The 26,064-nt window shown below is 56.3% G+C and carries 25 protein-coding genes; 7 read left to right on the forward strand and 18 right to left on the reverse strand.

Going from position 1 to position 26,064, the window contains the following annotated elements; all coding sequences use genetic code 11:
- Positions 1–54: 54 nt before the first annotated feature.
- The 5 genes from pgl to tkt form a co-directional block, all read right to left on the reverse strand.
- Positions 55–816, reverse strand: a complete 762-nt coding sequence (pgl, locus tag L6990_RS03520) for a 6-phosphogluconolactonase (RefSeq protein WP_237202679.1) — start codon at positions 814–816, stop codon at positions 55–57.
- On the reverse strand, positions 809–1,792 hold the full coding sequence (locus L6990_RS03525; protein WP_237202680.1) for a glucose-6-phosphate dehydrogenase assembly protein OpcA: 984 nt from the start codon (positions 1,790–1,792) through the stop codon (positions 809–811). The genes pgl and L6990_RS03525 overlap by 8 nt, the downstream gene beginning before the upstream one ends.
- Positions 1,789–3,324, reverse strand: a complete 1,536-nt coding sequence (zwf, locus tag L6990_RS03530) for a glucose-6-phosphate dehydrogenase (RefSeq protein WP_237202681.1) — start codon at positions 3,322–3,324, stop codon at positions 1,789–1,791. Before zwf ends, L6990_RS03525 begins: the two co-directional genes overlap by 4 nt.
- Before the next feature lie 93 nt (positions 3,325–3,417).
- Positions 3,418–4,518, reverse strand: a complete 1,101-nt coding sequence (tal, locus tag L6990_RS03535) for a transaldolase (RefSeq protein WP_237202682.1) — start codon at positions 4,516–4,518, stop codon at positions 3,418–3,420.
- Between the two features lie 105 nt (positions 4,519–4,623).
- Positions 4,624–6,759: a transketolase gene (tkt, locus tag L6990_RS03540; RefSeq protein WP_237202683.1), complete on the reverse strand. Its 2,136-nt coding sequence runs from the start codon at positions 6,757–6,759 to the stop codon at positions 4,624–4,626.
- Positions 6,760–7,182: 423 nt separating this feature from the next.
- On the opposite strand from tkt, the gene L6990_RS03545 reads away from it, so the two are divergent.
- A complete protein-coding gene (locus L6990_RS03545; RefSeq protein WP_237202684.1) occupies positions 7,183–8,160 on the forward strand; it encodes a heme o synthase in 978 nt (325 codons plus the stop codon).
- 74 nt (positions 8,161–8,234) lie between these two features.
- Here the strand turns inward: L6990_RS03545 and L6990_RS03550 are convergent, their stop codons facing one another.
- From L6990_RS03550 to L6990_RS03560, 3 genes are read right to left on the reverse strand one after another with little or no spacing between them, the layout of a single operon-like run.
- A complete protein-coding gene (locus L6990_RS03550; RefSeq protein ID WP_237202685.1) occupies positions 8,235–9,308 on the reverse strand; it encodes a COX15/CtaA family protein in 1,074 nt (357 codons plus the stop codon).
- A 22-nt stretch (positions 9,309–9,330) separates the two neighbouring features.
- On the reverse strand, positions 9,331–10,104 hold the full coding sequence (locus L6990_RS03555) for an ABC transporter permease (protein WP_237202686.1): 774 nt from the start codon (positions 10,102–10,104) through the stop codon (positions 9,331–9,333).
- Complete coding sequence (locus L6990_RS03560; protein ID WP_237202687.1) at positions 10,101–11,126, reverse strand: ABC transporter ATP-binding protein; 1,026 nt, start codon at positions 11,124–11,126, stop codon at positions 10,101–10,103. The genes L6990_RS03555 and L6990_RS03560 overlap by 4 nt, the downstream gene beginning before the upstream one ends.
- Positions 11,127–11,306: 180 nt before the next feature.
- On the opposite strand from L6990_RS03560, the gene L6990_RS03565 reads away from it, so the two are divergent.
- The 6 genes from L6990_RS03565 to L6990_RS03590 all read left to right on the forward strand — a co-directional run bounded on the left by L6990_RS03565 (position 11,307) and on the right by L6990_RS03590 (position 16,828).
- Positions 11,307–12,098, forward strand: a complete 792-nt coding sequence (locus tag L6990_RS03565; protein WP_237202688.1) for a helix-turn-helix transcriptional regulator — start codon at positions 11,307–11,309, stop codon at positions 12,096–12,098.
- 105 nt (positions 12,099–12,203) lie between these two features.
- On the forward strand, positions 12,204–13,661 hold the full coding sequence (gene sufB / locus L6990_RS03570; protein ID WP_237202689.1) for a Fe-S cluster assembly protein SufB: 1,458 nt from the start codon (positions 12,204–12,206) through the stop codon (positions 13,659–13,661).
- The gene (gene sufD / locus L6990_RS03575; RefSeq protein ID WP_237202690.1) at positions 13,662–14,912 is read left to right on the forward strand and encodes a Fe-S cluster assembly protein SufD; all 1,251 of its coding nucleotides are present in this window, start codon (positions 13,662–13,664) and stop codon (positions 14,910–14,912) included. It abuts the gene before it with no gap.
- Positions 14,913–14,939: 27 nt separating this feature from the next.
- A complete protein-coding gene (gene sufC, locus L6990_RS03580) occupies positions 14,940–15,698 on the forward strand; it encodes a Fe-S cluster assembly ATPase SufC (RefSeq protein WP_237202691.1) in 759 nt (252 codons plus the stop codon).
- A gap of 26 nt (positions 15,699–15,724) precedes the next feature.
- Complete coding sequence (locus L6990_RS03585; RefSeq protein ID WP_237202692.1) at positions 15,725–16,054, forward strand: metal-sulfur cluster assembly factor; 330 nt, start codon at positions 15,725–15,727, stop codon at positions 16,052–16,054.
- A gap of 219 nt (positions 16,055–16,273) precedes the next feature.
- On the forward strand, positions 16,274–16,828 hold the full coding sequence (locus L6990_RS03590; protein ID WP_237202693.1) for a hypothetical protein: 555 nt from the start codon (positions 16,274–16,276) through the stop codon (positions 16,826–16,828).
- Between the two features lie 94 nt (positions 16,829–16,922).
- Here L6990_RS03590 and L6990_RS03595 read toward each other — a convergent pair whose 3' ends face one another.
- The 10 genes from L6990_RS03595 to L6990_RS03635 form a co-directional block, all read right to left on the reverse strand.
- Positions 16,923–17,534, reverse strand: a complete 612-nt coding sequence (locus L6990_RS03595) for a DJ-1/PfpI family protein (protein ID WP_237202694.1) — start codon at positions 17,532–17,534, stop codon at positions 16,923–16,925.
- Positions 17,535–17,547: 13 nt separating this feature from the next.
- Positions 17,548–17,916, reverse strand: coding sequence for an SDR family oxidoreductase (locus L6990_RS11940; RefSeq protein WP_336604466.1), 369 nt, complete (start codon positions 17,914–17,916; stop codon positions 17,548–17,550).
- On the reverse strand, positions 17,853–18,305 hold the full coding sequence (locus L6990_RS11945) for a hypothetical protein (protein ID WP_336604465.1): 453 nt from the start codon (positions 18,303–18,305) through the stop codon (positions 17,853–17,855). The genes L6990_RS11940 and L6990_RS11945 overlap by 64 nt, the downstream gene beginning before the upstream one ends.
- Before the next feature lie 91 nt (positions 18,306–18,396).
- Entirely contained in the window at positions 18,397–18,921 is a 525-nt protein-coding gene (locus L6990_RS03605; RefSeq protein WP_237202695.1) for a mycothiol transferase, read from the reverse strand.
- Positions 18,922–19,006: 85 nt separating this feature from the next.
- Complete coding sequence (locus L6990_RS03610) at positions 19,007–20,923, reverse strand: ABC transporter ATP-binding protein (RefSeq protein WP_237202696.1); 1,917 nt, start codon at positions 20,921–20,923, stop codon at positions 19,007–19,009.
- Positions 20,920–22,674, reverse strand: coding sequence for an ABC transporter ATP-binding protein (locus L6990_RS03615; protein WP_237202697.1), 1,755 nt, complete (start codon positions 22,672–22,674; stop codon positions 20,920–20,922). Before L6990_RS03615 ends, L6990_RS03610 begins: the two co-directional genes overlap by 4 nt.
- Positions 22,675–22,934: 260 nt before the next feature.
- On the reverse strand, positions 22,935–23,864 hold the full coding sequence (ypfJ, locus tag L6990_RS03620; RefSeq protein ID WP_237202698.1) for a KPN_02809 family neutral zinc metallopeptidase: 930 nt from the start codon (positions 23,862–23,864) through the stop codon (positions 22,935–22,937).
- Between the two features lie 107 nt (positions 23,865–23,971).
- Positions 23,972–24,595 (reverse strand): energy-coupling factor transporter transmembrane component T family protein, encoded by a 624-nt coding sequence (locus L6990_RS03625; protein ID WP_237202699.1) that lies wholly within the window; start codon positions 24,593–24,595, stop codon positions 23,972–23,974.
- Positions 24,595–25,401 (reverse strand): energy-coupling factor ABC transporter ATP-binding protein, encoded by an 807-nt coding sequence (locus L6990_RS03630; protein WP_237202700.1) that lies wholly within the window; start codon positions 25,399–25,401, stop codon positions 24,595–24,597. Before L6990_RS03630 ends, L6990_RS03625 begins: the two co-directional genes overlap by 1 nt.
- A 10-nt stretch (positions 25,402–25,411) precedes the next feature.
- Positions 25,412–25,999, reverse strand: a complete 588-nt coding sequence (locus tag L6990_RS03635) for a biotin transporter BioY (RefSeq protein WP_237202701.1) — start codon at positions 25,997–25,999, stop codon at positions 25,412–25,414.
- Positions 26,000–26,064: the final 65 nt, after the last annotated feature.

Raw genomic sequence — 26,064 nt, forward strand, 5'->3', positions numbered from 1 at the left:
ATTTAGCCCCCGGCTCTCACAGGAGCCGGGGGCTAAATGTTTAAAGGCCTCATCCTAGATGGCGTCTTGGGTTGCTAGAACCAGGGTTTCGAGCATACCTCGAGCGCCTGCCGCCGGGGTTTCTTGCAGAATCTGCGCGGTTAGCTCAGTTTCTGCCAGCTGGCTAGCCTTCAGGAGGCGGGCTGTAGCTTCAGCCTTGTCTGCTCCAGCAATCAAGAACCAGATACGCTCTGAGAAGTTGATGACCGGCAGGGTGAGGGTCACCCGGGTGGGTGGGGGCTTGGGCGAATCGTGGATTGCAAGAGTTACCTGCTGCGCTTCCAGAATCTCGGTGCGGTTCGGGAAAAGAGAAGCGATGTGCCCGTCAGGCCCCATACCCAGCAGGGTCAGGGTGAAACGGGGGGACGCTTCGCCGGCCGGGGCGTACCGAGCTAGCTCGCTAGCGTATGCTTTTGCAGCTGCTTCAGCGGTCTCGAAGACATCGCTGGTTCCCATGATGTGCCGGTTCTCTGCTGGTAGATCGAGTGCTTCTAAGAGAGCATCTTTAGCTTGCTGCTCATTGCGATCCTCGTGGCCGGTCGTTACGAAACGCTCATCTGACCACCAAAAGTGCACCTTTGACCAGTCAACGGTGCTACGCAGAGGGTTCTCCGCAATGTTGGCTAGTACAGCGATTCCCATGGTGCCACCGGTGACCGAAAGATGGGCTAGGCCCTGTTCTGCCACTGCGGTTGAAAGGACGTTGATGATGCGGCTACCACCGGCAAGAGCTAGTTGGTCTTTGTCGTCATGGGGAACAAGTACGGGGTTAGGCATCAAAAACCTCCGTGTAATCAGCAGATTCTTCAGGTGTCTGTTGGTCATCGTGTTCAATGACCATTCTTTCGTTGGAGACGCAATTGCGTAGTACCTCACCGTAGACCTCATCGGGGTCCAGGCGTCGCAGCTCCTCAGCTAGGCAGTCCGCGAGGGAACGTACCGGCAAAGAAATCTGCTGGTCAGGGGAGCCAGGGGAAGAGATGGTAGCAATTTTCTTGCCCGGTCGGTGAATGGTGACCGTTCCATCTTCTCGATCAAGGTCCACCCTGAAGAGCCCGCGGTCAACAGCAGTAGTCTTCAGATGAACGTCCGCATCGAGGCGGCTACCAAGCCAGCCACCCAGCAGCACTACTGACGGTGATTTAGCTGAACCCCAGACGGTCACCTTTTTGACCGGTGAAGGCTGCAGCTGATCGAAAACAGCTGCAATCTGAATGCGCCAGAGGGTCAATCTAATCCAGGCCAGATCAGTATCACCATCAGCATAACAACTTGAAAGCGCTTCAAGCGCGCTCTCGGGGTCGTAGAACCGGGCAGAGTCAGTAATGCGCCGCTGAGCAATACGGCCGATGGAGTGTGCAGCGGGGTTCTGCGGGACTGAGTGGGGCCACCAGACCACAATGGGGGAGTCAGGTAGTAGCAAGCCCGAAATCAAGGACTCGGTAGGTACCGATGCGCTACCGTAGCCCCTCAGAATGACAAGTTCAGCGGCACCGGCGTCGCCGCCCAAGTACAGGCGGGCATCTAAACGGTCATCGTGGTCCTCACCGTACCCCACGTGCACAATAATGCGGCTGGGGTGTTCGTAGGAAGCCTTGAGGGCGGCTTCAACAGCTTGTTTAGAATGGCCCTTATCGGCAAGGATGACCAGGGTGAGCACACGGCTGGTAGTGGTTGCTCCTTCCTCATTACGGAGGTCAGAGAGTTCCTTGGCGATCTGGCCAACGGTGGTGTCTTTAATTTTCTTGATCACGGGCGTCTCCAGGCGCGGTTGTCACGTTTGAGCATCTCGTGGGCTGATGTGGGGCCCCAGGAACCTGGAGCGTAGCCTTCGGGCTTAATCTTGTGTTCAGCCCAGTATTCCTCGAAGGGGTCCAAAATCTTCCAGGACAGTTCTACTTCTTCGTGGCGAGGGAAGAGCGGCGGCTCGCCCAAAAGGACGTCCAGTATGAGGCGCTCGTAGGCTTCAGGTGACTCCTCGGTGAAGGAATGGCTGTAGCCGAAGTCCATGTTGACATCGCGAATACCCATCTGAGTGCCGGGCACCTTGGATGAGAAGCGCAGGGTCATGCCTTCATCGGGCTGAACCCTAATGACGATGGCGTTCTGCCCTGAGTCATCAGAGGCACCGCCAAAGAGCAGGTTGGGTGACTTCTTGAAGACTACCGCGATTTCAGTGACACGGCGCCCCAGGCGCTTACCGGCGCGTAGATAGAAGGGGACGCCGTTCCAGCGGCGAGTTTTTATATTGAGCTTGAGAGCAGCAAAGGTTTCGGTCCGGGAATCTGCGGGGATATCGTTCTCTTCAAAGAAGCTGTTGACCTCTTCGCCGCCCTGGTTGCCACCTTCATACTGACCTATGGCGAAAGCACTGGCGATATCAGCTGGCACTTCAACTGCTTCAAGGACCTTAGCTTTCTCGGCACGCAGGTGCTCGGCGTTGAAGCTGATGGGTTCTTCCATCGCGGTGAGAGCCAACAACTGGAGCAGATGGTTCTGAATGATATCGCGTGCTGCACCCACACCGTCGTAGTACCCGGCTCGGGTACCAATACCGATATCCTCTGCCATGGTGATTTGAACGTGGTCCACGTTGTTGGCATTCCAGACCGGTTCGAACATCTGATTAGCAAAGCGCATGGCAAGGATATTCTGCACGGTTTCTTTGCCCAAGTAGTGATCGATTCGGAAGACCGAATCGGCGGGGAAGACCCGCTCCACAATCGCATTCAGCTCACGGGCAGATTCCAGGTTATGGCCGAAAGGCTTTTCAATGACAACACGGCGCCAGCCTTCGTGCTGGTTGTGGTTGGCAAGATCGTGGTCGGCAAGTTTCTGCAGAACCTGGTCGAAATCCTTAGGGGGGATGGAGAGGTAGAAGGCATGGTTACCTCGGGTGCCTCGTGTTTCATCCAGCTCGCTCAGGGTCTCCTTGAGCTTCTCGAATGACTCATTGGAGTCAAAAGTTCCGGTGACAAAGCGAATCCCTGCGGCGAACTGGTTCCAGACGTCCTCACGGAAGGGGGTGCGGGCGTGAGCCTCAACGTGCGTCCGAACTTCTGCACGGAAATCATCATGGCTCCATTCACGCCGGCCGAAGCCAACCAGACCAAAGCTGGGTGGTAGCAGCCCGCGGTTGACCAGGTCATAGACAGCTGGGAGGAGTTTCTTACGCGCCAAATCACCGGTGACGCCGAAGAAGACCAGAGAGCTGGGGCCCGCAATGCGGGTAAGCCTGCGATCGCGCGGATCGCGGAGCGGGTTTGATTCGAAGGTTTGTGACACCGTCGTGAATCCTTTAGGTTGTTATCGATGAAGGTGGCGGCAGGGGTGACCTGCCGCCGCCTCAGGTCACCAGAGCATGTGACCATTTTACCGTTAGTTCTTGAGTGCACCTTCAACGGTTTCAAGAAGCTCCTGCCAAGAAACCTCGAACTTCTCTACACCTTCAGCTTCTAGCTTCTCTACAACGTCGTTGTACGAGATGCCGAGGGCTTCAAGCGCGTTGAGGACCTCATTGGATTCTTCGTAGGTGCCGCTGATGGCATCGCCGGTGATCTCTGCATGGTCGAAGGTCGCGTTGAGGGTCACTTCGGGCATGGTGTTGACGGTACCGGGAGCAGCGATTTCGGTGACGTAGAGGGTATCAGGGTAAGCGGGGTTCTTAACGCCGGTTGATGCCCAGAGGGGACGCTGGCGGTTGGCGCCCGCAGCTTCAAGGCGCGCCCAGCGCTCAGATTCGAAAGCCTGCTCATAAACTTCAAAGGCCAGTCGGGCGTTGGCTACGCCAGCCTTACCCCTGAGTGCTAGTGCTTCGTCGGTGCCGATGGCATCCAGGCGGCTGTCAATTTCAGCGTCTACGCGTGAGACGAAGAAGGAGGCCACGGAGTGAATCTTTGAAAGATCCTTGCCGTTAGCCAGTGCTTCTTCAAGGCCCAGCATGTAGGCGTTGATGACGGCGCGGTAGCGCTCCAGGGAGAAGATAAGGGTGACGTTGACAGAAATGCCCTCAGCCAGAGCCTGAGCAATCGGCTCAAGGCCCTCAAGGGTGGCGGGAATCTTAATCATGACGTTTTCGCGGTCAACGATTGAGTAGAGCTCCTTAGCTTGAGCAAGGGTCTCTTCAGCCTTACGAGCTAGCAGGGGGCTGACCTCAATGGACACACGGCCATCAAAGCCCTGGGTGGCGCTGTAGATGGGGGCGAAGACGTCGCAGGCGTCTCGGACGTCGTCAATCATGGCAGCGAAGCCGGCATTTTCAGCGGTTTCACCGGCTGCTGCTAGCTGCTTCATCTGCTCAGCGTAAGCGGCGCCGTTGGAGAGTGCGGCGGCAAAGATGCTGGGGTTGGTGGTGACACCCACAACGTTTTTGGTGTCAATGAGTTCTTGGAGGTTGGCGCTGGTGAGGCGCTCACGCGAGAGGTCATCGAGCCAGATGGAAACGCCGGCGTCAGATAGCTTCTGGGTAGGGGTTGTCATTCTTTCCCTTTCTATGGGGCCACCGAACACGATGCTGCGGTGGCAAAAGTTCTGGTGAATACTGTATCTGCTACCGGGGTTCCGGTAGCAGACACAGCTAGGTTCTTAGCGGGCAGCTTCGATGGATTCCTGAGCAGCCTGAGCTACGGCCTCAGCAGTAATGCCAAACTGCTGGTAGAGCTCTTCAGCCGATGCAGAAGCGCCGTAGTGTTCCAGTGAAACAGCGCGGCCGGTATCACCCAGCAGATCGTTCCAGGTCATGCGCAGACCGGCTTCTACGGTAACGCGTGCCTTGATTGCTGCCGGAATGACAGATTCACGGTATTCAGCGCTTTCAGCGGCAAACCACTCGCGAGAGGGCATGGATACCACGCGAGCAGCGATACCCTGCTCAGCCAGCTTGGCGCGGCCGTCCAGTGCAATTTCTACCTCTGAGCCGGTGGCGATGATGATGACATCGGGAGCGCCCTCGGTATCAGCCAGCACGTAACCGCCGCGGGCAGCACCCTCAGCTGAAGCGAACTTCTCGCCATTAGCATCGGGGTGCAGGTCCTCACGCGCAATGGTGGTGAGGTTCTGGCGTGATAGCACCAGGCCGGCAGGGTGATCATTGATTTCCAGGATCTTGCGCCAGGCAACAGCGGTTTCGTTGGCGTCAGCGGGACGCACGACGTCCAGGCCAGGGATAGCGCGCATAGCGGTCAGGTGCTCTACAGGCTGGTGGGTGGGGCCGTCTTCGCCCAGACCGATGGAATCGTGGGTCCAGACAAAGATATTGGGTACACCCATGAGCGCTGCCAGGCGGACTGCGGGGCGCTGGTAGTCGGTGAAGACAAAGAAGGTGCCTGAGAAGGGGCGGGTGGGCGATGAGAGCGCGATGCCGTTGGTAATGGCTGCTGCTGCATGCTCACGAATGCCGAAGTGCAGTACACGACCGTAGGGGTGAGCCGTCCAGGTCTTGGTGGTACGTGATTCGGGGTTGAAGGACTTTTCGGTATCAATGGTGGTGTTGTTTGAACCGGCGAGGTCAGCTGAGCCACCCCAGAGTTCGGGGAAGGTCGGTGCAATAGCATTGATGACCTTGCCGGATGCCGCACGGGTAGCCAGGGAAGTGCCAGCTTCGAAGGTGGGGAAGGCCTCTGCGTAGTTTTCGGGTAGTTCACCAGCTTCTAGACGGTCAAAGAGCTGGGCTGCTTCGGGGTTGGCAGCTCGCCAGGTCTCCAGCGAAGCTTCCCATTCCTTACGCTCTGCTGCACCGCGTTCAACCAGAGCGCGGGTGTGTTCCAGAATTTCAGGTTCAACTACAAAGTGAGCTTCTGGGTCAAAGCCCAGAATTTCCTTGGTGGCTGCAACTTCATCGGCACCCAGCTTGGAGCCGTGAATGCCACCGGTGTTTTGCTTGTTGGGGGCGGGGTAGCCAATGATGGTGCGCAGCTCAATGAAAGAGGGTTTATCGGTGACCTTGGTGGCGGCAACGATAGCGTCGTAGAGAGCCTCAAGGTCTTCCTTGTACTCACCGCTGACGGTCCAGTCCACCTTGGTGACATCCCAGCCGTAAGCTTCGTAGCGGGCTGCGACGTCCTCGGTGAAGGCAACATCGGTGTTGTCTTCAATCGAGATATGGTTACGGTCAAAAATGACAACCAGGTTGCCCAACTGCTGGTGCCCTGCGAGGGCAGAGGCTTCAGCGGTCACGCCCTCCTGAATGTCACCTTCAGAAGCAATGGCAAAGATGGTGTGGTCGAAGGGGGAGGTGCCAGCAGGTGCCTGGGGGTCAAACAGACCACGCATACGGCGCTGGGCGTAAGCAAAACCGACTGCGGACGCTAGGCCCTGGCCGAGAGGTCCAGTGGTGATTTCAACGCCCTTAGTGTGGCCGTACTCGGGGTGCCCTGCGGTCAAAGCGCGTGCGGTGCGAAGACTCTTGAGGTCCTCAAGTTCCAGGCCGAAACCGCCCAAGAAAAGCTGGTTGTAGAGCGTTAAAGATGTATGTCCAGGTGAGAGGATAAAGCGGTCACGGCCGGCCCAGCGATCATCGGTGGGATCGTGGCGCATGATTTTCTGGAAGAGCAAGTAGGCCACAGGTGCTAGGCTCATAGCAGTGCCGGGGTGGCCCGAGCCAACCTTCTCGACGGCATCGGCTGCTAGTACGCGCGCAGTATCAACTGCCCGCTGATCTTTTTCGGTCCACTCAAGCTTCTGATTAAGGTTGGGCACGAGTAATCCTCTCTGCTCTGGCATCCTGCCAGAAATATGCGGATAGTTCTTTGGACACCGAGAACACAGGGAGGCAGAAGTTTGCCGAGGTGAAACCTGTGGAAAGTGACCCAATTCTTAACAATAGTTCACCACGGCAAGCGGTGCTCGGTTTTGTCTGACAGCTGAGAGAATGGGGTAACGAGAAGAATCGGTATTAGGTCTCATAGGTAAGTCGTTATACGATATAAGTTGACCGAAAGCCCCCTTGTGCGCCCAATTATTGCACTGGCAGAGGTTAAGCGTGATGACCGCCACACTTGTAATCTCACCGGTTGATACGGGAAATTCTTGCTCAGCATTTCAACCAGTCAGCCAACGCTTCACAACTCTTGTCACAGCACCATTTAGCGCCTGGGGTACCGCACACCATCTGTAAGGGAACCTGCATACGTGAAGGGCCATGGCATGAAGAGCGTGATTGATCGCCAAGAACATCGCGGGCTGTTGCCTGAATCGACGGGAGCTTCTGGCAAAATTTCCCTGCGACGTAAAATCAGGGCTTATATCCATCTGACGAAACCTCAAATTATTGAGCTTTTGCTGGTGACGACTGCGCCCACCATGATCTTTGCTGCCGGTGGGTTCCCCAACTTCTGGCTGGTGCTCAATACCATGATTGGTGGTTCGTTGGCAGCTGGCGCTTCGTGTGCCTTTAACTGCTACATCGACCGCGAAGCTGACCGCAAGATGAAGCGCACTGAGAAGCGCCCCTTGGTGACCGGTGAACTGACGGACCGCGAGGCCCTTATTTTTTCTTGGGTGCTATCGCTGGTCTCCATCGTTTACCTTTACTTCCTCGTCAACCCCCTAGCGGCGGGGCTGGGCGTCGTTGCAATCTTCCTTTATGTTGTCTTCTACTCGCTGTGGCTCAAAAAGCGTACCAAGCAGAACATTGTATGGGGAGGCTTGGCTGGCTGCATGCCGGTCTTTATCGCCTGGGCTGCCGTTGAGAACACCATCTCCTGGGCAGCTGTCGTGCTCTTTATGGTGATTTTCCTGTGGACTCCTCCTCACTACTGGCCGCTGTCGATGAAGTATGCAGAGGACTACCGTGCGGCAGGCATCCCCATGCTGGGTGCTACTGACTCTGCCAAGAGTGTCTCTGTGCAGGTAGTTCTCTACGGCTGGGCAATGGTGGCCTGCTCTCTGCTTCTTATTCCGCTCGGTGGTGCTGGCTGGGTATACACTCTCACTGCTGGTGCAAGTGGCGCCTGGTTCCTTTATCACTGCCATAAGTTGCACCGCCTTGCTCTTGCCCAGAAGGCAACCAGCCGCACAGCTATGGTGGTTTTCCACGGCTCAATTACCTATCTCACCGTTCTGTTTATCGCTCTTGCGGTTGACCCCTTTGTTGGCTCAGCAGTGTTGGCATCTACCTTCTAGAACTTCATATTTAAAAAGCTCTCGGCTCCCCCTTATGGGGAGCCGAGGGCTTTTTTCTGTGCGGATCTTGCGGCTTAGTGCTGAATGCGCTGCAGGGCAAGCTCTCGTTGCTTGGAGCTGGTGAGGGTGAGTTGACGTTCGATCAGTGAGCCGGCAGCCAGGGTGAAAATGCCAGAACCGAGTAGGTGCAGTTCAACCAACCAAATAGGTAGACCGTTGAAGTACTGCGTGTACCCAACGACTGCCTGGTACACCAGGACTACAAGGACGAAGAGTAGCGACCGTAGCAAAATTTTAGGAAGCGCAAATCGTTTGACGGTTACGAAAACAGCAAGGACGCTGGCGCAGTAGGTCCATACCATAATGCCGTGGGTGCGGGTCACCAGAACAGGGTCAAAAGCATGACGGTGGGTGTTGGCGTCGCCCGCGTGGGGGCCGGTGCCGGTGGTTACTGTGCCCATGAAGATGAGGATAAAGACCAGGATGACGCCAAGCCAGCCCAGGGCGCGCAGGGTTGAGGTACCTGCCGGCAGGTCAGCTGAGGTGAGCTCCTCTGCCCTGTGGGTGTCACTGAAGTAGCGGTAGACGCGGTTCACATAGATTGCTGCGATAGCGATCATGAGGGCAGAGAGCATGTAGTGCGCGGTAATCATCCAGGGGTTGAGTTTGAGCCAGACTGATATGCCACCTACAACTGCCTGGAGGGGGATGCCCCAGAGTAAGAGGAGAGCCAGGTTGTAGAGGTCCGAGTAACGGTTGTTATGAGCTCGTAGGCCTGTGAAGAGTGTGCGGATGAAGGCACTGGGCTCGATTCGTTGCGGAAAGACGATTCGGAGGATTGAGAGGAAGGCAAGGATGGTGACAGCCATCAGTACGAAGGTCAGCAGGCGGTTGCCAAATTCAACCAAACCGTGGATGCCCATCTCGGGGGTGGTAGTCCATGACCCGTCAGAGGTACAGCGGGGCCAGGCATCGCAGCCCAGCCCGGAGCCGGTGAGGCGCACAATGCCACCTGAGACAATCAGGAAGATGTTGGCAATGGCTACAGCCCAGGCCATTTTTTTGACCCAGGAGATGTAATGACGTGGTATCAGTTTTTCGCCGATAGTAGGGCGGGTGTCGGGTTCTACCCCGGTGGTGTTAGTCATGAACGTGCGACCTTCACAGTTGTTAGGCGGACCATTTAAAGAAGCGAACGCACAGAGCGCTAAAGACTAGCGCGCTGAGCAGAAGAATGAGGTGGGGGACGAGAAGAAATTCTTGGTAAATGTAGTCCCCGCGGAGGGCGTTACCCAGAGCGGCTGATGGCAGGGCATCTACGAGCGGTGCAATGACGGCAGGATAACGGTCGGTCGGCAGGAGGATGCCACCGGCTGCCGCCAGTAGGACCCAGGCCATATTGACGATGGCTAGGGTGGCTTCAGCTCTTACCGTTCCGGCGATGAACAGCCCCAGTGAGGTGAAGCAGGCTGCTCCTAGCAATAGCGTGGGTAGGGAGAGTAGAACCCCGGGTACGGTAGCCGTCCACCCTAGAAGCTGGCCCAGTGCCCCGATCACAAAATACTGAAGCGCCAGCATCGTCAACACCGCACAAACCTTACCGAGAATCAGACCGCTTTTGCCGAGGGGAGTGGTAGAGGTGAATTTGAGGACACCATAGCGCCGGTCAAAACCGGTGGCGATCCCCTGACCTGATAGGGCAGTGGAGAGAACACACAACGCTAGGACGCCGGGGACGGCTACGTCAATGCGGGAGATGCCGTAACGCTCTGCCCAGGGGTCCAGGAAAGCAGTGTAATTGAGGGCCAAGAGGCCCATGATGGGGAAGGCAAGGTTGACCATGAGCTGCTCACCGTTTTTGAGCATCGCCAGGGTCTCGTAGCGGCCCTGAGCCAGCACGCGGGTGATGGCTGAGGCTGCATTGTGGGTTCTGGTCTGTGTCATCGGATCTCGTTACCGGATAGTTCTAGGAAGATATCTTCAAGGGTGCGCGGTGCCAGCGTGAATTCACTGGGGATTGCCCCCAGCTTCTGCCAGTAGTTGGTGAGAGCCACCAAATGGTGAGGCTGGATTTCCCCACTAATCTCGTAGCGGCCCGCTGTTTTTTCAAGCAGAACCAGGCCATCGCTTTGGGCAGGGGGAAGGAAGTCCGCCAGCTTAAGACCGGTTTCACCGGTAAAGGTTAGGGTTTTTTGATTTTTCCCCCCGGCGGCCAGTACCTCTGCCATGCTGCCTGACAGAACCACCGTGCCTCGCTCAATCATAAAAACCCGGTCAGCTATTCTTTGGGCGTCATCGAGCAGGTGGGTGGTGAGTACAATCGCTACCCCTGCATCCCGTAGCTCACTGATGATGTCAAAAACGACGGACCGCGACTGAGGATCAAGCCCCGCGGTGGGTTCATCCAGAAAGAGAACCTCTGGTTGGCCGATGATGGCAGCAGCAAGTGCTACTCGCTGTTTCTGACCGCCTGAAAGCCGGCGTACCGTAGTTCCGTTGAAGGTGTCAATGCCCAGTCTCTTCACGAGGGCATCGAGATCAAGAGGATGGGCGTACATACGAGCGATGTGGCGCAGCAAGGGTATGGGGCGCATATGCTGGGGCAGGCCGCCGTCCTGCAACATAATCCCAACGCGCGAGCGAAGTTCTGGTGACGCGCCCCAAGGCGAGTTGCCGAGGAGTTCTACACTGCCACCATCGGGTTTGAGTAGACCCTGGGCGCAGGCTAAGGTGGTGGTTTTTCCGGCACCGTTGGCCCCCAGCAGAACGGTGACTTCGCCGCGGTTGATGGTAAGACTTACTCCGTCAACGGCTCTGTGCAGGCCATCTTCAGTCAGGCGGTGCGGGTTTTTAGCGGCAAGTTCTTTGGAGGGCTTGAACTCCTTCACCAGAGAATTAATCAGCAAGGCAGGGCCGGGCGCACTGGTGTGCGCAGAATTCTGAGGAGATAGTACCGGGATAGTCACCAGACCATTCTAGTCTTTTCTGCTCGTCCTTGCTGTCAGATGACTGAGGGGAGGAGCATAGGTTTTAAACCCTCTTTCCCCAGCATAATTATGAATAATTCATAAAATGTGACTGGGAGAACCCTAGAAATAGGTGCACCTAACTAGACCGGGCAGGGGGAATTAGGACATACTTTACTTGTGTATTCCGCAGATAAAGCTCGCAAGCAGACAGTAACAGCCGTGCGCCCTGCAGAAACAGAGGAAAGAACACGGGATCGTGTTCTGCAAGGAGTTCTCACCCACGGCCCTGTTTCTGCAGCCAACCTGGGTGAACTGCTTAACCTCACCCCGGCGGCGGTCAGACGCCACCTCGACGCTCTGGAAAAAGACCGCCTCATCGAGGTTGCTACACACCGGCAACCCGGGGCAGGTGCCGGACGCCCGGCTCGACGCTATGTCATCGCCCCCAGGGGACATTCAGAGTTGGGTAATGATTACCTTGATATTGCCCGCTCAGCTCTCGCTATGCTCCAAGAGACGGTAGGTGAGGATGCCCTTCGGTCCTTCGCCACTGCACGGGCAGCAGAAATGGAAGCCCGCTACCGCCCCATCGTTGAGGCGGCAGGTTCAGAGGTCGCAGACCGAGCCAGGGCTCTAGCAGAAGCCATGACCCGCGACGGATTCGTGGCCAGCGCAAACGAGATGACCCCACCTGCAACAGCTACAGCCCGCCTCCCTGAACACCTACTGGCCAGTATTCAACTCTGTCAGGGGCACTGCCCTGTGCGAGATCTAGCTCAAGACTTCACGGTCTTCTGCGATCAGGAAACACAGATTATCGCTGATCTGCTGGGGGTAGATGTACGCAGACTATCTACCATGGCTCAGGGCGCCCACGTCTGCACCACCCACATCCCCCTGGGTAGGGTGGAGCTGCCAGAACCGAGCGTCCCACCAACACAGGAAACACAGGACCAGGCTGGCAAGTAAGCCAGTACCACAGACTTCCGCCCACTGGCCGGGTATACCGGCGGGAGGGCGATAGACACCTTTCACGCACACCTCGTGAAAGCAAACCCACCAAGAAAGGCCGTAATGACTGAACAGGTTGAGCAGAACGCCAACAACACCGTCATTTCAGAAATTCTGGAGGCAAACCCCGAGCTCGAAGGCATCGGTACCTACGAGTACGGTTGGTTTGACTCCGATGAAGCCGGCCAGTCCGCTAAGCGCGGTCTGGACGAGGACGTCGTGCGCGACATCTCTGCCAAGAAGAGTGAGCCCCAGTGGATGCTGGACCTTCGCCTCAAGGCGCTGAAGTTCTTTGACCGCAAGCCTATGCCCACCTGGGGTGCTGACCTCTCTGGCATCGACTTCGATAACATCAAGTACTTCGTGCGTTCTACCGAGGGTCAGGCTAAGACCTGGGAGGATCTGCCCGAGGACATCCGCACTACCTACGAGAAGCTGGGTATTCCTGAAGCTGAACGTGAGCGCCTGGTCGCCGGTGTTGCCGCCCAGTACGAGTCTGAGGTCGTCTACCACCAGATCCGCGAAGACCTTGAAGCTCAGGGCGTGATCTTCCTGGACACCGACACCGCTCTCAAAGAGCACCCGGAGTTCTTCGAAGAGTACTTTGGCTCCGTCATCCCCGCGGGCGATAACAAGTTCGCTGCGCTGAACACCGCTGTGTGGTCAGGTGGCTCCTTCGTTTACGTACCCCCGGGCGTCCACGTTGACATCCCCCTGCAGGCCTACTTCCGTATCAACACTGAGAACATGGGCCAGTTTGAGCGTACCCTCATCATCGCTGATGAAGGCTCCTACGTTCACTACATTGAGGGCTGCACCGCCCCCATCTACTCATCGGACTCCCTGCACTCAGCAGTTGTTGAAATCGTGGTCAAGAAGAACGCCCGCGTTCGCTACACCACCATTCAGAACTGGTCCAACAACGTCTACAACCTGGTCACGAAGCGCACCATCGTGCACGAAGGTGGCACCATGGAATGGGTCGACGGGAACATCGGCTCCAAGGTAACCCAGAAGTACCCCGCCGTCTACATGGTCGGTGAGCACGCCAAGGGCGAGACCCTCTCCATCGCTTTCGCGGGTGAAGGTCAGCACCAGGACACCGGCTCAAAGATGGTTCACATCGCTCCGAACACGTCCTCGACCATTGTCTCTAAGTCGGTGGCACGTAACGGTGGACGCAGCGCCTACCGCGGTCTGGTCCAGGTGCGCGAAGGCGCCCACCACGCCAAGAGCTCGGTCGTTTGTGACGCACTGTTGGTAGACACCATCTCGCGCTCAGATACCTACCCTTACGTAGATATCCGTGAAGACGATGTCACCATGGGTCACGAGGCAACCGTTTCACGTGTATCAGAAGAGCAGCTCTTCTACCTTCAGCAGCGCGGTCTGCCTGAGGACGAGGCGATGGCTATGATTGTGCGCGGCTTTGTGGAGCCCATCGCGCGTGAACTGCCCATGGAATACGCACTTGAACTGAACCGCCTGATTGAACTCCAGATGGAAGGATCCGTAGGCTAAATGATGGCTAACGAAGAAAACCAGGGGCACAACAACCCCGCGATTCCCGGTATGGATGTTGAAGGAGAGAAGCTCGCTTCAGAGCTCACCGCTGATGACACCATCCGCGTCTCAAAGCACAACACCGACAAGGTTGAGATTGACGGCTCACGCGCTGAGCGCAAGACCTCATACAAGGTTGAAGACTTCGCGCCGCTGACCGGCCGTGAAGAAGATTGGCGCTTTACCCCGCTTAAGCGTCTTGCTGGTCTGCACACTGACGCTCTCACCGGAACCGCCCCCGCCATCCAGGTTGAAGCCCCCGCCAGTGTAACCGTGGAAACTGTTGGTCGCGAGGATTCACGTATCGGCTCAGCCGGTATTCCCGAGGATCGTGTAGCAGCTAACGCGTGGAGCAACTTCTCAGAGGCCACCGTCATTACGGTACCTGCAGAGGCTGAGCTTGAAGGTCACATTGAGGTTGCTATCAAGGGCACCGAAATGGCACCAGCTGCCCAGCACATCCTGGTAGAAACCAAGCCTTTCTCGAAGGCCGTGGTCGTACTGCGCCACACCGGTTCAGCCGTGGTGTCCCAGAACGTTGAGTTCAAGGTAGGTGACTCATCATCGCTGACCGTTATCACCCTGCAGCAGTGGGAGGATGACGCCGTCCATGCGTCCGCTCAATACGCTGCTTTGGGCCGCGATGCCAAGTTCAAGCATGTGAACATCTCTATGGGCGGCAAGACCGTACGCGTCACCCCTTCCACCCGTTTCAGCGCCCCCGGAGCCGAAACCGAGATGTACGGCCTCTACTTTGTGGACGCCGGCCAGCACATTGAAAACCGTCTCTTTGTTGCGCACACCGTGCCCCACTGCAAGTCCCGCGTGACCTACAAGGGTGCTCTTCAGGGCCGTGGCGCTCACTCGGTATGGGTTGGTGATGTTCTGATCGGTAAGGAAGCGGAAGGCACCGACACCTACGAACTCAACCGCAACCTCATTCTTGAGGATGGCCCCCGTGCGGACTCCGTGCCCAACCTGGAAATCGAAACCGGCCTGATCGCCGGCGCCGGCCACGCGTCCACCACCGGTCAGCTCGACGAGGACCACCTCTGGTACCTGCAGGCTCGCGGCATCCCCGCTGAAGAAGCCCGCCGGCTGGTCGTCCGCGGCTTCCTCAACGAAATCATCCAGCAGATTCGCATCGATTCGCTTGAAGAGCAGCTCATGGACGCTCTTGAGGCCGAACTCGCCATCAGCAACAACTAAACTTTTACCCTCTCTAGGAGAACCAACATGGCAACCCTTGAAATCAAGGACCTGCACGTATCCGTCATCCTCGATGATGAAAACACCAAGCCTATCCTCAAGGGCGTGAACCTCACCATTAACTCCGGTGAAATCCACGCCGTTATGGGCCCCAACGGCTCCGGCAAGTCAACCCTGGCGGCCACCATCGCTGGTCACCCCAAGTACCAGGTAGACTCCGGCGAAATCCTGCTAGACGGTGTAGACGTCACCGAAATGTCAGTGGACGAGCGCGCCCGCGCCGGCCTCTTCCTGGCCATGCAGTACCCCGTGGAAATTCCCGGCGTCACCATGTCTAACTTCCTGCGTTCAGCAAAGACCGCTGTGGACGGCGAAGCCCCCGCACTGCGCACCTGGACCAAGGATGTTAAGGGCGCTATGGAAAACCTTTCCATCGATCCCGCCTTCATCGCCCGTAACGTTAACGAAGGCTTCTCGGGCGGCGAGAAGAAGCGCCACGAAATCCTGCAGCTCGAACTGCTCAAGCCCAAGTTCGGCATTCTTGATGAGACCGACTCCGGCCTGGACGTTGACGCACTCAAGGTTGTTTCTGAAGGTGTAAACCGCGCTCACGACGCCAACGACATGGGCGTTATGCTGATTACCCACTACACCCGCATTCTGCGTTACATCAAACCCGACTTCGTTCACGTTTTCGTTGACGGCAAGATGGTTGAGCAGGGTGGCTCCGAGCTCGCTGACCGTCTTGAAGAAGAGGGCTACGAGCGTTACGTCGGCAAGAAGTAACCACTGCTTTTAGAAAGGGACCGCTCATGAGCGAAACCCCAGCTGGTCGCCCCAGCCAAGAAGAAATCGAGGACGCCCTCAGTAACGTCATCGACCCCGAACTCGGTGTGAACATCGTTGATCTGGGCCTGCTCTACGGCATGCGCTGGAACGACGAGGGCGCACTGGTGCTCGATATGACCCTAACGACCGCCGCCTGCCCCCTGCAGGATGTCATCGAGGAACAGATTCAGCAGAATCTGGAAACCATGATTGATGAATGGCACGTCAACTGGGTGTGGATGCCCCCGTGGGGCCCCGAACGAATCACTGAGGACGGCCGTGATCAGATGCGTGCCCTCGGGTTCAACATCTAACCGCACGGTTGCCTCTTAGACGCCGCCGTCCTTTTACTGCCTATCGTGAGCAGGGAAAGGGCGGCGGCGTTTTTTGCTCTAGGGTACTCCTGAGCGGTGAATAGATAATTCCTCTATGCATCAATTTTCACCCCATCAACCCGATGATGGAGAGAGGTCTTATTGAAAAGTGGTGCCTCGCATCAATTACTTACTTCGAAAACAAACGAAAGTTAAGTAATGAAGAATCGCTCCGGTGTTCTAGCGGCATCTGCCAGCGCAGCACCTGTCGCATCAGCCCTGGTCCCTGCAGCTCAGGCAGCAGCTCCCCTCGCTAAATCTGCCCACGGCACTAATTCAGTCACCGGGGTATCTCATGGCATGAATACCGCGACTCAGGCTGAACTGACCCGGCTGATTAAAGCTTTGGAATGGAAGGAATCGGCAGGGGATACTTACGCAGCTGTAGAGTTCCGTGCGCCCCAGGGTAAAGCTGCTCTAGAGCGCCAAATCGCTGGCGCTCCGCAGTCCGTTTCCAATGCAGAGGCATATCTAGAGACTTTGGACCGTCTTATCGTAGAATCCAGCTATCTTTCTGAGCTCACCAATGCGGAAGGGTACACTCCAGGCGTGCTGGACTCGGAGATGTTCCTCAAGGGCGCCATTGCCGAATGGAATCACGCGCTGGTGCCTGGGACTACCAGCCCTAGAACCTGCGTCTGGGCTACCGCAGTGCTTAATACTCCTCATAAACTGTGGCCAATATGCTCGGCTTACGCGTACTGGGTGAGCTGAACTAAAAATAAGCGAAGGTTGACCTTCAGCATTGAGGGTGACCCTTCTGGTGTCTAGCCAGCCTTGTGTGCGGGCGAAAGCCAGGAGGGTCGCTTTATCTTTGGGGTGTGATCGCGAAGGGGTCGTGTGAGGGGTCTGTTGCTACGGTGAGCTCGGCTCGATTCAGTATTTCTTGCAGTACCTCTTGACCCTCGAAGTGACCGATGAGAGCTGCTGTCATATCGATACCGGCTGAAATACCAGAGGACGTCCAGCGGGTACGGTCCTGCACCCATCTGGCTGAAGACTGCCATAAAACATCAGGGCCAAAACTGGTGACCCAGTGGTAGTCCCGTTTGTTGGTGGTTGCCTTGTGCCCCGAGAGCAGACCGGCACGTGCAAGAAGTGCTGCGCCGGTGCAGACGGAAGCAACCGTTGAACTGGCATGGCCCAACAGGGTTAGCCGCTTAATAAACTCTTGATCATTGACCAGGGCCCGGGTGCCTTTGCCCCCGGGCACGAGAAGTAGGTCGGCGCCTTCTAGGTCTGCCAAGGAGTGAGGGGCTATGACCTCAATACCCTGAGAACTGCGTACTTTTCCAGGAGTAGGTGCATAGAACTCAAGGTGGTAACGAGACACAAACTGCAACAGCTCCACCGGCCCAAAAACGTCCAAAAGCTCAAAGTCATCAAAGAGGATAACTGCGATTGTCTTTTTTCCTGACATCTCAGCGTCGCTGCTAACTCGCATTAAAGCCACCGTTGGTATGCATCAGTTGGCCGTTGACCCAAGACCCCTTTTCTGAGCAGAGGAAGCCCACGAGTTGAGCGACGTCCTTAGGTGTTCCCAATCTTCCTGCCGGAGTCATCGCTCTTAGCTGCTGCTCGAGTTCACCGGTCATCCAGCCCGTGTTCACAGGGCCGGGGTTAAGTACATTGCATCTAAAACCCCGGCCGCCGAGTTCAACGCCACTAGCAATCACCAAACGATCCAGTGCTCCCTTGGACGCCCCGTAGGGCAAATTATGAGCGGTATGGTCGCTGGTCAGGGCAACCACAGACTTGATGCGCTCGGGGTCTTGGTTGGAGAGCTCGGCATACCTTTTGATGAGAAGCCATGGTGCCCTAGCATTAACTGCAAAATGCTGGTCCCAGCCTCCCGACTGGTGGTGAGGACGTCGCTATCAACCGATTCGCAGTGGGAGATCACCATTGCCCTTACATTCCCGTCAGAAAATGCTCTATCGACCAATTCAGTAGCTGAGTGCGGATCGGCTAGATCAACTTCAACACAGTGAACCGAACGGCCCAGTTGCTCACCGATAGTCTTCAGATCGTTAAAGTCGGTGGGAGAGCGGTCAAGGCCCAATCGTTCATCGTAGGGTGACCAATAGCTGATGACTAGGTCATAGCCATCGTTCATCAGTTCTTGAGCGATTGCAAAACCGATACCCTTCTTTCTGCCAACTCCCGTGATAATCGCTAGTTTTTCTGACATCTTTTGCCTTTCTCTTGGCCTAATCTCTCGAACGAGCTGGGTGATGGTGGGGCAAAAACAAACCCGCGAATCTATGAGTTGTTAGCGGCGGTTAGTCGCCGGTTTCGCCGTCGATATTTTCTCTCAAGAGGTCGGCGTGCCCCAGGTGTCGGCCCCATTCCTCGATGAGATGCAGAGCAACCCAGCGGTAGGAAAAGTGGTTGCCATCCCCATTGGCTCTCTTGCTCACGTCATCCCAGTCAGCACCCTGTAGTAGCTGGCGGGTTTTGTTGGTGCTGAGTTTCAATTCTTCGATGATAGTTTCGAGGGGCAGACTGCTGTGCCAGTCGGCGTCAGGGTCAACATCCCATTCGGTAGATGCCCAGGGCTCTATCTCCGGGTTGCCCAGCAGGATGTAGTCCCGCCAGTAGTCTTCAACAAACCAGAGGTGGGCTGCCATACCTTTCAGCGTCATACTGCTGGGCGGCAGCTCACGGCTGAGGGCGTCCTCGGCCAGCCAGCTCCCGTCGGTTGCTTGCAATTTGCGCAAGAAAACGTCCTGCTGGAAGGCGGTGTAGCCCAGCACTAACTCTTTTTCGCTGCCAGCAAGCGGTGGGTCAACCAATGGTGTCTTCATGAGACCAGCATAACAAGCTGGGTATAGCAGAAGCGGCACCGTGAACGTTGTACTCAGTGCCGCTTATCAGATTTCCGCGAAGGCTCTACTGTGCGAACTGGCTGTTGTAGAGCTCGGCGTAGAAACCGCCGCGTTCTAACAGCTCAGCATGAGAGCCAGACTCGACGATATCCCCGTCCCGCATCGGGAAGATAACATCAGCATCACGAATGGTAGAAAGACGATGGGCAATCACAAAGGAGGTCTTGCCGTGGGCTAGCTGGCCCAGCGAGCGCTGGATGAGCAACTCGGTACGGGTATCCACCGAACTGGTGGCCTCGTCCAAAATCAGCAGGGGCTTATCAGCAATCATGGCGCGGGCAATGGTAACCAGCTGCTTTTGACCGGCAGACAGGGCAGTCGAATCGGTGAGCACCGTATCGTAGCCATCGTGCAACTGGCTAACCAGCTCGTCCAGACCCACGGACTTCATCACGGCATCCAAGCGCTCTTGGGAAACCTCACCGGTGCCATAGAGCACGTTCTCTCGGAGGGTGCCCTCAAACATCCAGGTATCTTGAAGCACCATAGCGAAGAGACCATCCACCTGCTCGCGGGTCATCGAAGAAACGGGTACTCCGTCGATGCGAATCTCGCCTGAGTCCACCTCATAAAAACGCATCAAGAGATTCACCAGAGTTGTTTTACCGGCACCGGTCGGCCCCACAATGGCAACCTTCTGACCCGGCTCCACGGAGGCAGTGAAACCGTGAATGATTTCATTGCCCGGCTCATAGCTGAACTTGACGTCCTCAAAGTCCACGGCTCCGCGGACGTTATCGTCGATCATCAGCGCCTTGTCTGATTCGTCGGTCAGCTCTTCAGCCTCCAAGAAGTCAAAGACGCGACCACCAGCAGCAGCGGCAGACTGCAAACTGGTCGCCGACTGCGCCAGCTGGCCCAGAGGATTCGTGAAGAGACGGACGTAAACAATGAAAGCCACAATCACACCGAAGGTAATGGTTTCATTCAGAACCAGCATTGCACCAACCACACAAACCACCACGTAGCCCAGGTTACCGATGAAGCTCATCAGCGGGAACATGAGACCCGAGAAGAACATGGACTTCCACGCCACCCCGTAGAGCTCCCCGTTGCGCGACACGAACTCCTCGCGCACCCCGCGCTCGCCGTTATAAGCACGGATAATGCTGTGCCCTGAGAGGCTTTCTTCGATATGGCCGTTGAGGCGCCCCAACAACTGCTGCTGAGCCACAAAGTACTTCTGGCTCTTGCTGAGTACAAAGCCGGACGCCGCGATGCCCAGCAATGATGCCAGAATAGCTGCCAGTGCCATGCGCCAGTCGGTTATGAACATCATGACCGTTGAGCCCACCAGAGTAACTACACCGGTAATGGTGGTAGCCAGTGAGTTGTTGAGGGTCTGCTGCAGGGTATCAACGTCGTTGGTTACACGAGAGAGCGTGTCACCGGTTGACCCCTGATCCAGGTAGGACAGGGGGAGCGCATCAATCTTGCGGTCCAAATCAGAGCGCATGTTCTTAGAGACCCACACGGTGGTTCGAGCCATAATGACGCCTTCCACCAGACTAAGTAAGAGCGAGCAGACCAAAAGAGCGATGGAAATCCACATGAGCCGGCTGACGGCTGCCATGTCGATATCGCCCATGAATCCCTTTTGGATTTCATCGGTGATATCGGCAAGAAACTGGGGCGCAATGATATTGAGGATTACCCCGATAATTGCCGCGATAATCGCTAGAACCATGGCTGTCAAAACCGGACGCAGGTAGGCAAGCAGTTTGCCGATGGTTTGTTTGAAGGGAGCGCTAGGGGCTGATGCGCCATGGGCAGCAGGTGGCCCGCCGTGGCCACCACGCATCATCCCCTTATCGCTGGTTAGCTGGCTATCGCGCAGCTGCCCCGCTGCGGACATACCCCGAGAAGCAGTTTCTAAATCATGCTCAGAAAACGACTGAGTTGCTGGTGTTTGCTGGGTCATGATGCGAGTTCCTCATCAGAGAGCTGGGAGCGGGCGATATCCTGATAGATCTCGTTGGTTGCCATGAGGGTTTCATGGGTGCCGTTACCAACGATTCGCCCCTTGTCCAAAACCAAGATTCGGTCAGCATCGCGCACGGTACCAATGCGCTGGGCTACCACCAGAACGGTGGCACCGGCTGCTGCTGTCTTGAGAGCTTGGCGGATATCCCGCTCGGTTTTGTAGTCCAGCGCTGAAAAAGAATCATCAAAGATGAGGATTTCTCCGCCACGTGCAAGCGCCCGTGCCATAGAGATACGTTGTTTCTGGCCGCCCGAGAAGTTCTTACCATTTTGGGCAACCACCGAGGCGTAGCCGTCTTCTTTGCCGCCCACAAACTCGGCGACCGACGTTGCGGCAGCCGCACTGACCACGTCCTGGGCGCTCATAGCCCGACCGTTCTCACCCAGTGCGATGTTGGAGGCAATAGAGCCAGAGAACAGCGTGTTTTTCTGGGGAACGTAGGCAATGCGGTTGCGGAGTTCTTCAAGACTCCACTGGCGTACGTCCACCCCGTCCACCAAAACAGAGCCTTCGCGGACATCGTAAAAACGGGGAATGAGGTTAACCACCGAGGACTTACCTGAACCCGTTGAACCAATGAGAGCCACGGTTTCGCCGCGAGAGACCGTGAAGCTCAGCTCATGGAGGGCATCGCCATCAGCACTCGGGTATCGGAAGCTAACGTTGCGGAACTCCACGGTGCCGGCGGAGATGCTGCCCGAGGTAACTGGGCCGCTAACAATCGAGGGCTCGGTGCGCAGAACCTCCCTAATACGGCGCCAGGCAACGAGAGCCCTTGGCCCCATGATGAAGACGACGGTCATCATCATGAAACTGGTGACCACTAGCAGGGCGTAGGTTGAGAAGACCACCATCTGCCCGAAGAGGGTGATGCGCTGGTTAACATCGGCGGTGTCGTTAATAAGCACAGCGCCCAGCACATAAATGGAGAGGGAAAGACCGGTCATGATCGCGGTAAGCATGGGCATGATGAAAGCCATGGTGGTGTTGACGAACAGGGTGGTGTTGCGCAGGTCCATATTGACCGCTTCAAACCGTTTCTGGTGGAAGCCCTGGGTCAGGTAGGCACGGATGACGCGTAGGCCAGTCAGGTGCTCACGGGTGACCCGGTTGAGCCCGTCGGTAATTTTCTGCATGCGCATCATGCGGGGTATGGCCAGTGCCATGGCGATGCCCAGGACTAGCAGAGTGAGACCAACAGCCACGGCGGTAGGAATAGTCCAGGTGACTGATTCGCTCGCGATTTTTGAGCTTGCCCAAACCGCCATAATAGGAGCTTTCACGCTCATTTGCAGGCCCATCACAATGAACATCTGAACCTGGGTGACGTCGTTGGTGGAGCGGGTAATGAGGCTGTCGGTGCCGATGGAGTTAACCTCTGCCGAGGACATATCAAAAGTCTTATCAAAAACACCGGCCCGCATGCGGCGGGCTACGGTGGTGCCAAACAGGGCTGTGCAGAAACCCGTAATGATGGCCGCCACCATAGACCCCGCTGCGGTAGCTAGCATGAGCCAGCCGTGTTCCATAACATCAGCCAGTTGACTGCCTGGGGTGGAGATTGTAACGGTTATTTGTTCCATATACTCAGGAACGCGCAGGTCAAGATAAACCTGGGCAACAATCATCAGCACAGCGAGCAGCGCGAGCGCCCACTCCCGCCGGTGAATAAAGTGGTGAAATTTCATAGTGTCCGTTTCAACGGGTAGATGCTGAGTGCTCTTTGCCCGTCGTCTAGCGCTGCTGAGGCAGCGAAATATTTGTAAATCTCTTCTATTATTCCTATAAAAAGTCACCTTGGGCAGGTATCTTTCACTTCTGCACTGTTCGGTTTGCCACGTTGTGGTGACAGGTTAGACAGGAGGGGAATTAAGCACAAAAGGACGCCGGGGTGCAGCTCAACAATCTAAGCTGTACCCCGGCGTCCTTGGGTGAGGGCTAGAGGTTTCTAGGCGCCCGGGTTGTTCAGATCCCTGGCCTCAAAGGTGTTGCAATGAGCCATATCACCAGAGTTATAACCTGCCATGTACCAGGCGGTGCGCTGAGCGCTAGTGCCGTGGGTGTAGGTGGAGCTGTCGGTGTGGCCCTGGCTGGTCATCTGGATGTGGTCATCGCCAATTACTTCGGTAGCGTTGATAATGCTTTCCAGTTCACTCTCAGAAATGGGCTTGAGCTGAACGGGGGATTCGGTGTCGTTCTGTGCTTCACGAGCCCAAAGACCTGCGTAGCAATCTGCCTGTAGCTCAACGCGCACTGCACCTGAGTCAGCACCCTTGGGGTCGTACTGGGAGTATTTCAAATCTCCGAGCTGGTTTTGAATGTGGTGACCGAACTCGTGGGCCAGCACGTACTGTTCGGCTGCCTGACCGCCGGTTGCACCCAGCTGGGTCTTCATGGTGTCAAAGAAGCTGGTATCCACATAAGCGGTCTGGTCTGCGGGGCAGTAGAAGGGGCCAACTGCGCTGGATGCTCGACCGCAGCCGGTGCTCACTCCACCGCTAAAAAGCTGGAGTACCGGTGGTGCGTAGGCAGTCCCGGTAGCTGCAGGCAGAGCATCTTCCCAGAAGTAATCCAAAGAGTTGGCGGTGCCTACCATATTGCAGTCGGTGATGTTATTAGCATCCTCACCGGTCTTGCATTCATTTTGGAGCTGGTCTTCAGACTCGGGGCTCACATTTGAGTAATCGAAAGAGGTACCGCCGGTGACCTGGTTGAGCATGTTGAGACCGTCCTGGCCGAAGAAGACGCCTACCGCAAGGACAAGCAGCATACCGCCCAGTCCGCCGCCCACCTTCATGCCGGTGCCGCCTCTACCGCCGCCACCGCTACGGCGAACTCTATCGGTGTTAAGCTGTGAATTTTCTTTGAAAGCCATCATAGGTACAGCATATTGAAAGGAGCCATTTTTACCCCGCTCGACACGAGTAAAAGTTTTCCGCATCAACTAGATGGCATGAACCTTGCAGGTGGTTGAGGGTAATGGGTCTAGTGACCGGGACGGTCCAGGCCTCTTGCGGCTAGGGCATCGCCGGTTTCTTGGGCGTAGGCAACCGTTGCAATCACCAGGGGAGTGAAGAGCCTGAATGAATTGATCCGCACACCCCGTGCAGCTACCGCCACCGTTAGAGCATTCCACTGATCCATGATGACGGGGATGGAACGAACCATGAGAGCTAGGGCTAGGCCAACGGTCTCCGGGTTGCCACCTACCCACCGCAAGGGGGCGCAGAGCCAGATAAAGCCGTCGATGATGACCGGCATGGGGGTGCTCCAGAGCAAGACCTTGGATGCAAAAATCATAGTCAGCAGGGTCAGCAGAACGTCCGCGCCAGTGTCAACTTTGCCTGAAAAGAGATAGTAGACCGTCAGGATTGCTAGTAGAAGCCAGAGCGAGCGCACCGCCTGCCACCAGTGAGAGAGCGGAATGCGAGCGCAAAACCCTAGCGTTAGCACCAGGGCTAGGGCACCTAGACCAACCCCCCAATGCTGAGTCATAGCTAGTAGTAGAGCTAAAAGAAGGATAAAAGCGCCCTTGTACTTTAGGGTAAGCCGGTGAAGTGGGCTATCTAGAGGTGTATAGGTGCCAAAAAGATTATTGGTCAGTTTCATTAACCTACCTGACCATCAGTGCCTGGAACCCCTGAAGCATGGGGATGTGAAGGGTCAGGGAACCCTGATGCACACCAGCCCTTATAGGCATCTATGACCTGCCCTGCCGGCCCCTGCGCCAGCAAACGCCCCTCGTGAATCACCAGAGCTTCCTCACACCGAGCTGCCAGCTCAAGGTCGTGGGTTGAAATCACCAGTTGTTGTGAAAGGTCTTTCAGTAAGGCAAACAACCTCAACCTATTCCGCAGATCCAAAAGAGTCGTTGGTTCATCAAGGAGCAGGACACGAGGCTCAACCGCCAACACCGAGGTTAGGGCGGCCAGCTGTTTTTCCCCACCTGACAGGCTAAACACCGAATCAGTAGCCCTATGCTCAACACCCCGCGCTTGCAGGGCGTCCAGAGCAGCTGCCCGGCGGGCGTCCTTGTCTTTGATGTGCTGCAGGGATAGTTCAACATCTTCGGCAGCGGTGGGCATAATCAGCTGCGCCTGCGGGTCTGAAAAGAGCAAACCGACGTGCTGGCGCACTGCCCGAATATTGGTGTAGACATCCACGCCATGCACCGTTGCTGCGCCAGAACTTAGCTCGCTCAATCCATTGAATAGTCGCAGGAAGGTAGATTTACCCGAGCCATTGAGCCCCAGTACTGCGGTCGTGGGGGAGGAAAGGCGTACCGTAATATCACTCAGAATAGTGCGTTGCTCGGTGCCGGTCTCAACGGTGACAGTGGCGTTACGGGTTGCTAAAACACCGTCCATAGAAAACTCTACGGACGGTGTTTTAGCTTCGCTGCGGCGAAAGAACACGTGGGTTTACCTAACGGGAGAGGGTGGGGAAAGCGCGGTGTACTGCTAGAGCAACCATAATGGCAACAGCGCATTTAATGAGATCACCGGGAATATAGATGGCAGCTGCCAGCGCTGCAGCTTGGAGGGATAGATCTGCATTAATCATCATGCCTGCGATACCAAAAATCTGGATGACCGCGAAACCTGCTAAGACTGCTCCAAACTGGTGGATTACCTGAGACTTCTTATTACCATACTTGCGCAGTGCGAGATGGGAGAGGAAACCTGCAATGAAAGCTCCAGGGACGAAGCCCAGCAAATAGCCGAAGGAGGGGCTGGCAATGGTGCCAAAGCCGGCGCCGCCGCGTGCAAAGACGGGTAGTCCCAGTAGCCCTGCTACCAGGTAAAGAGTTACTGCAAAAGCAGCTCGCTTACCGCCCAGGATGAGGGCTGTGGTGTAAATAGCCAGAGTCTGCAAGGTAATGGGAACCCCGGCAGGGCCAACGGGCACAGCAGGCAGAAGAGCGCAGACAGCGATGAAAGCGGCGAATACTGCAATAAGGGCTAGGTCGCGCCCAACGTTGGGGGCACTAGCGCGATTGTAGGTTGTTGTCATGGGAACTACTATAAACCCATTTTTGAACAGTGTTCAAAAAGCGTATGTATGCTGATGTTTTAGGA

The organism is Rothia endophytica, from assembly GCF_928381505.1.
Classification (GTDB): domain Bacteria; phylum Actinomycetota; class Actinomycetes; order Actinomycetales; family Micrococcaceae; genus Rothia; species Rothia endophytica_A.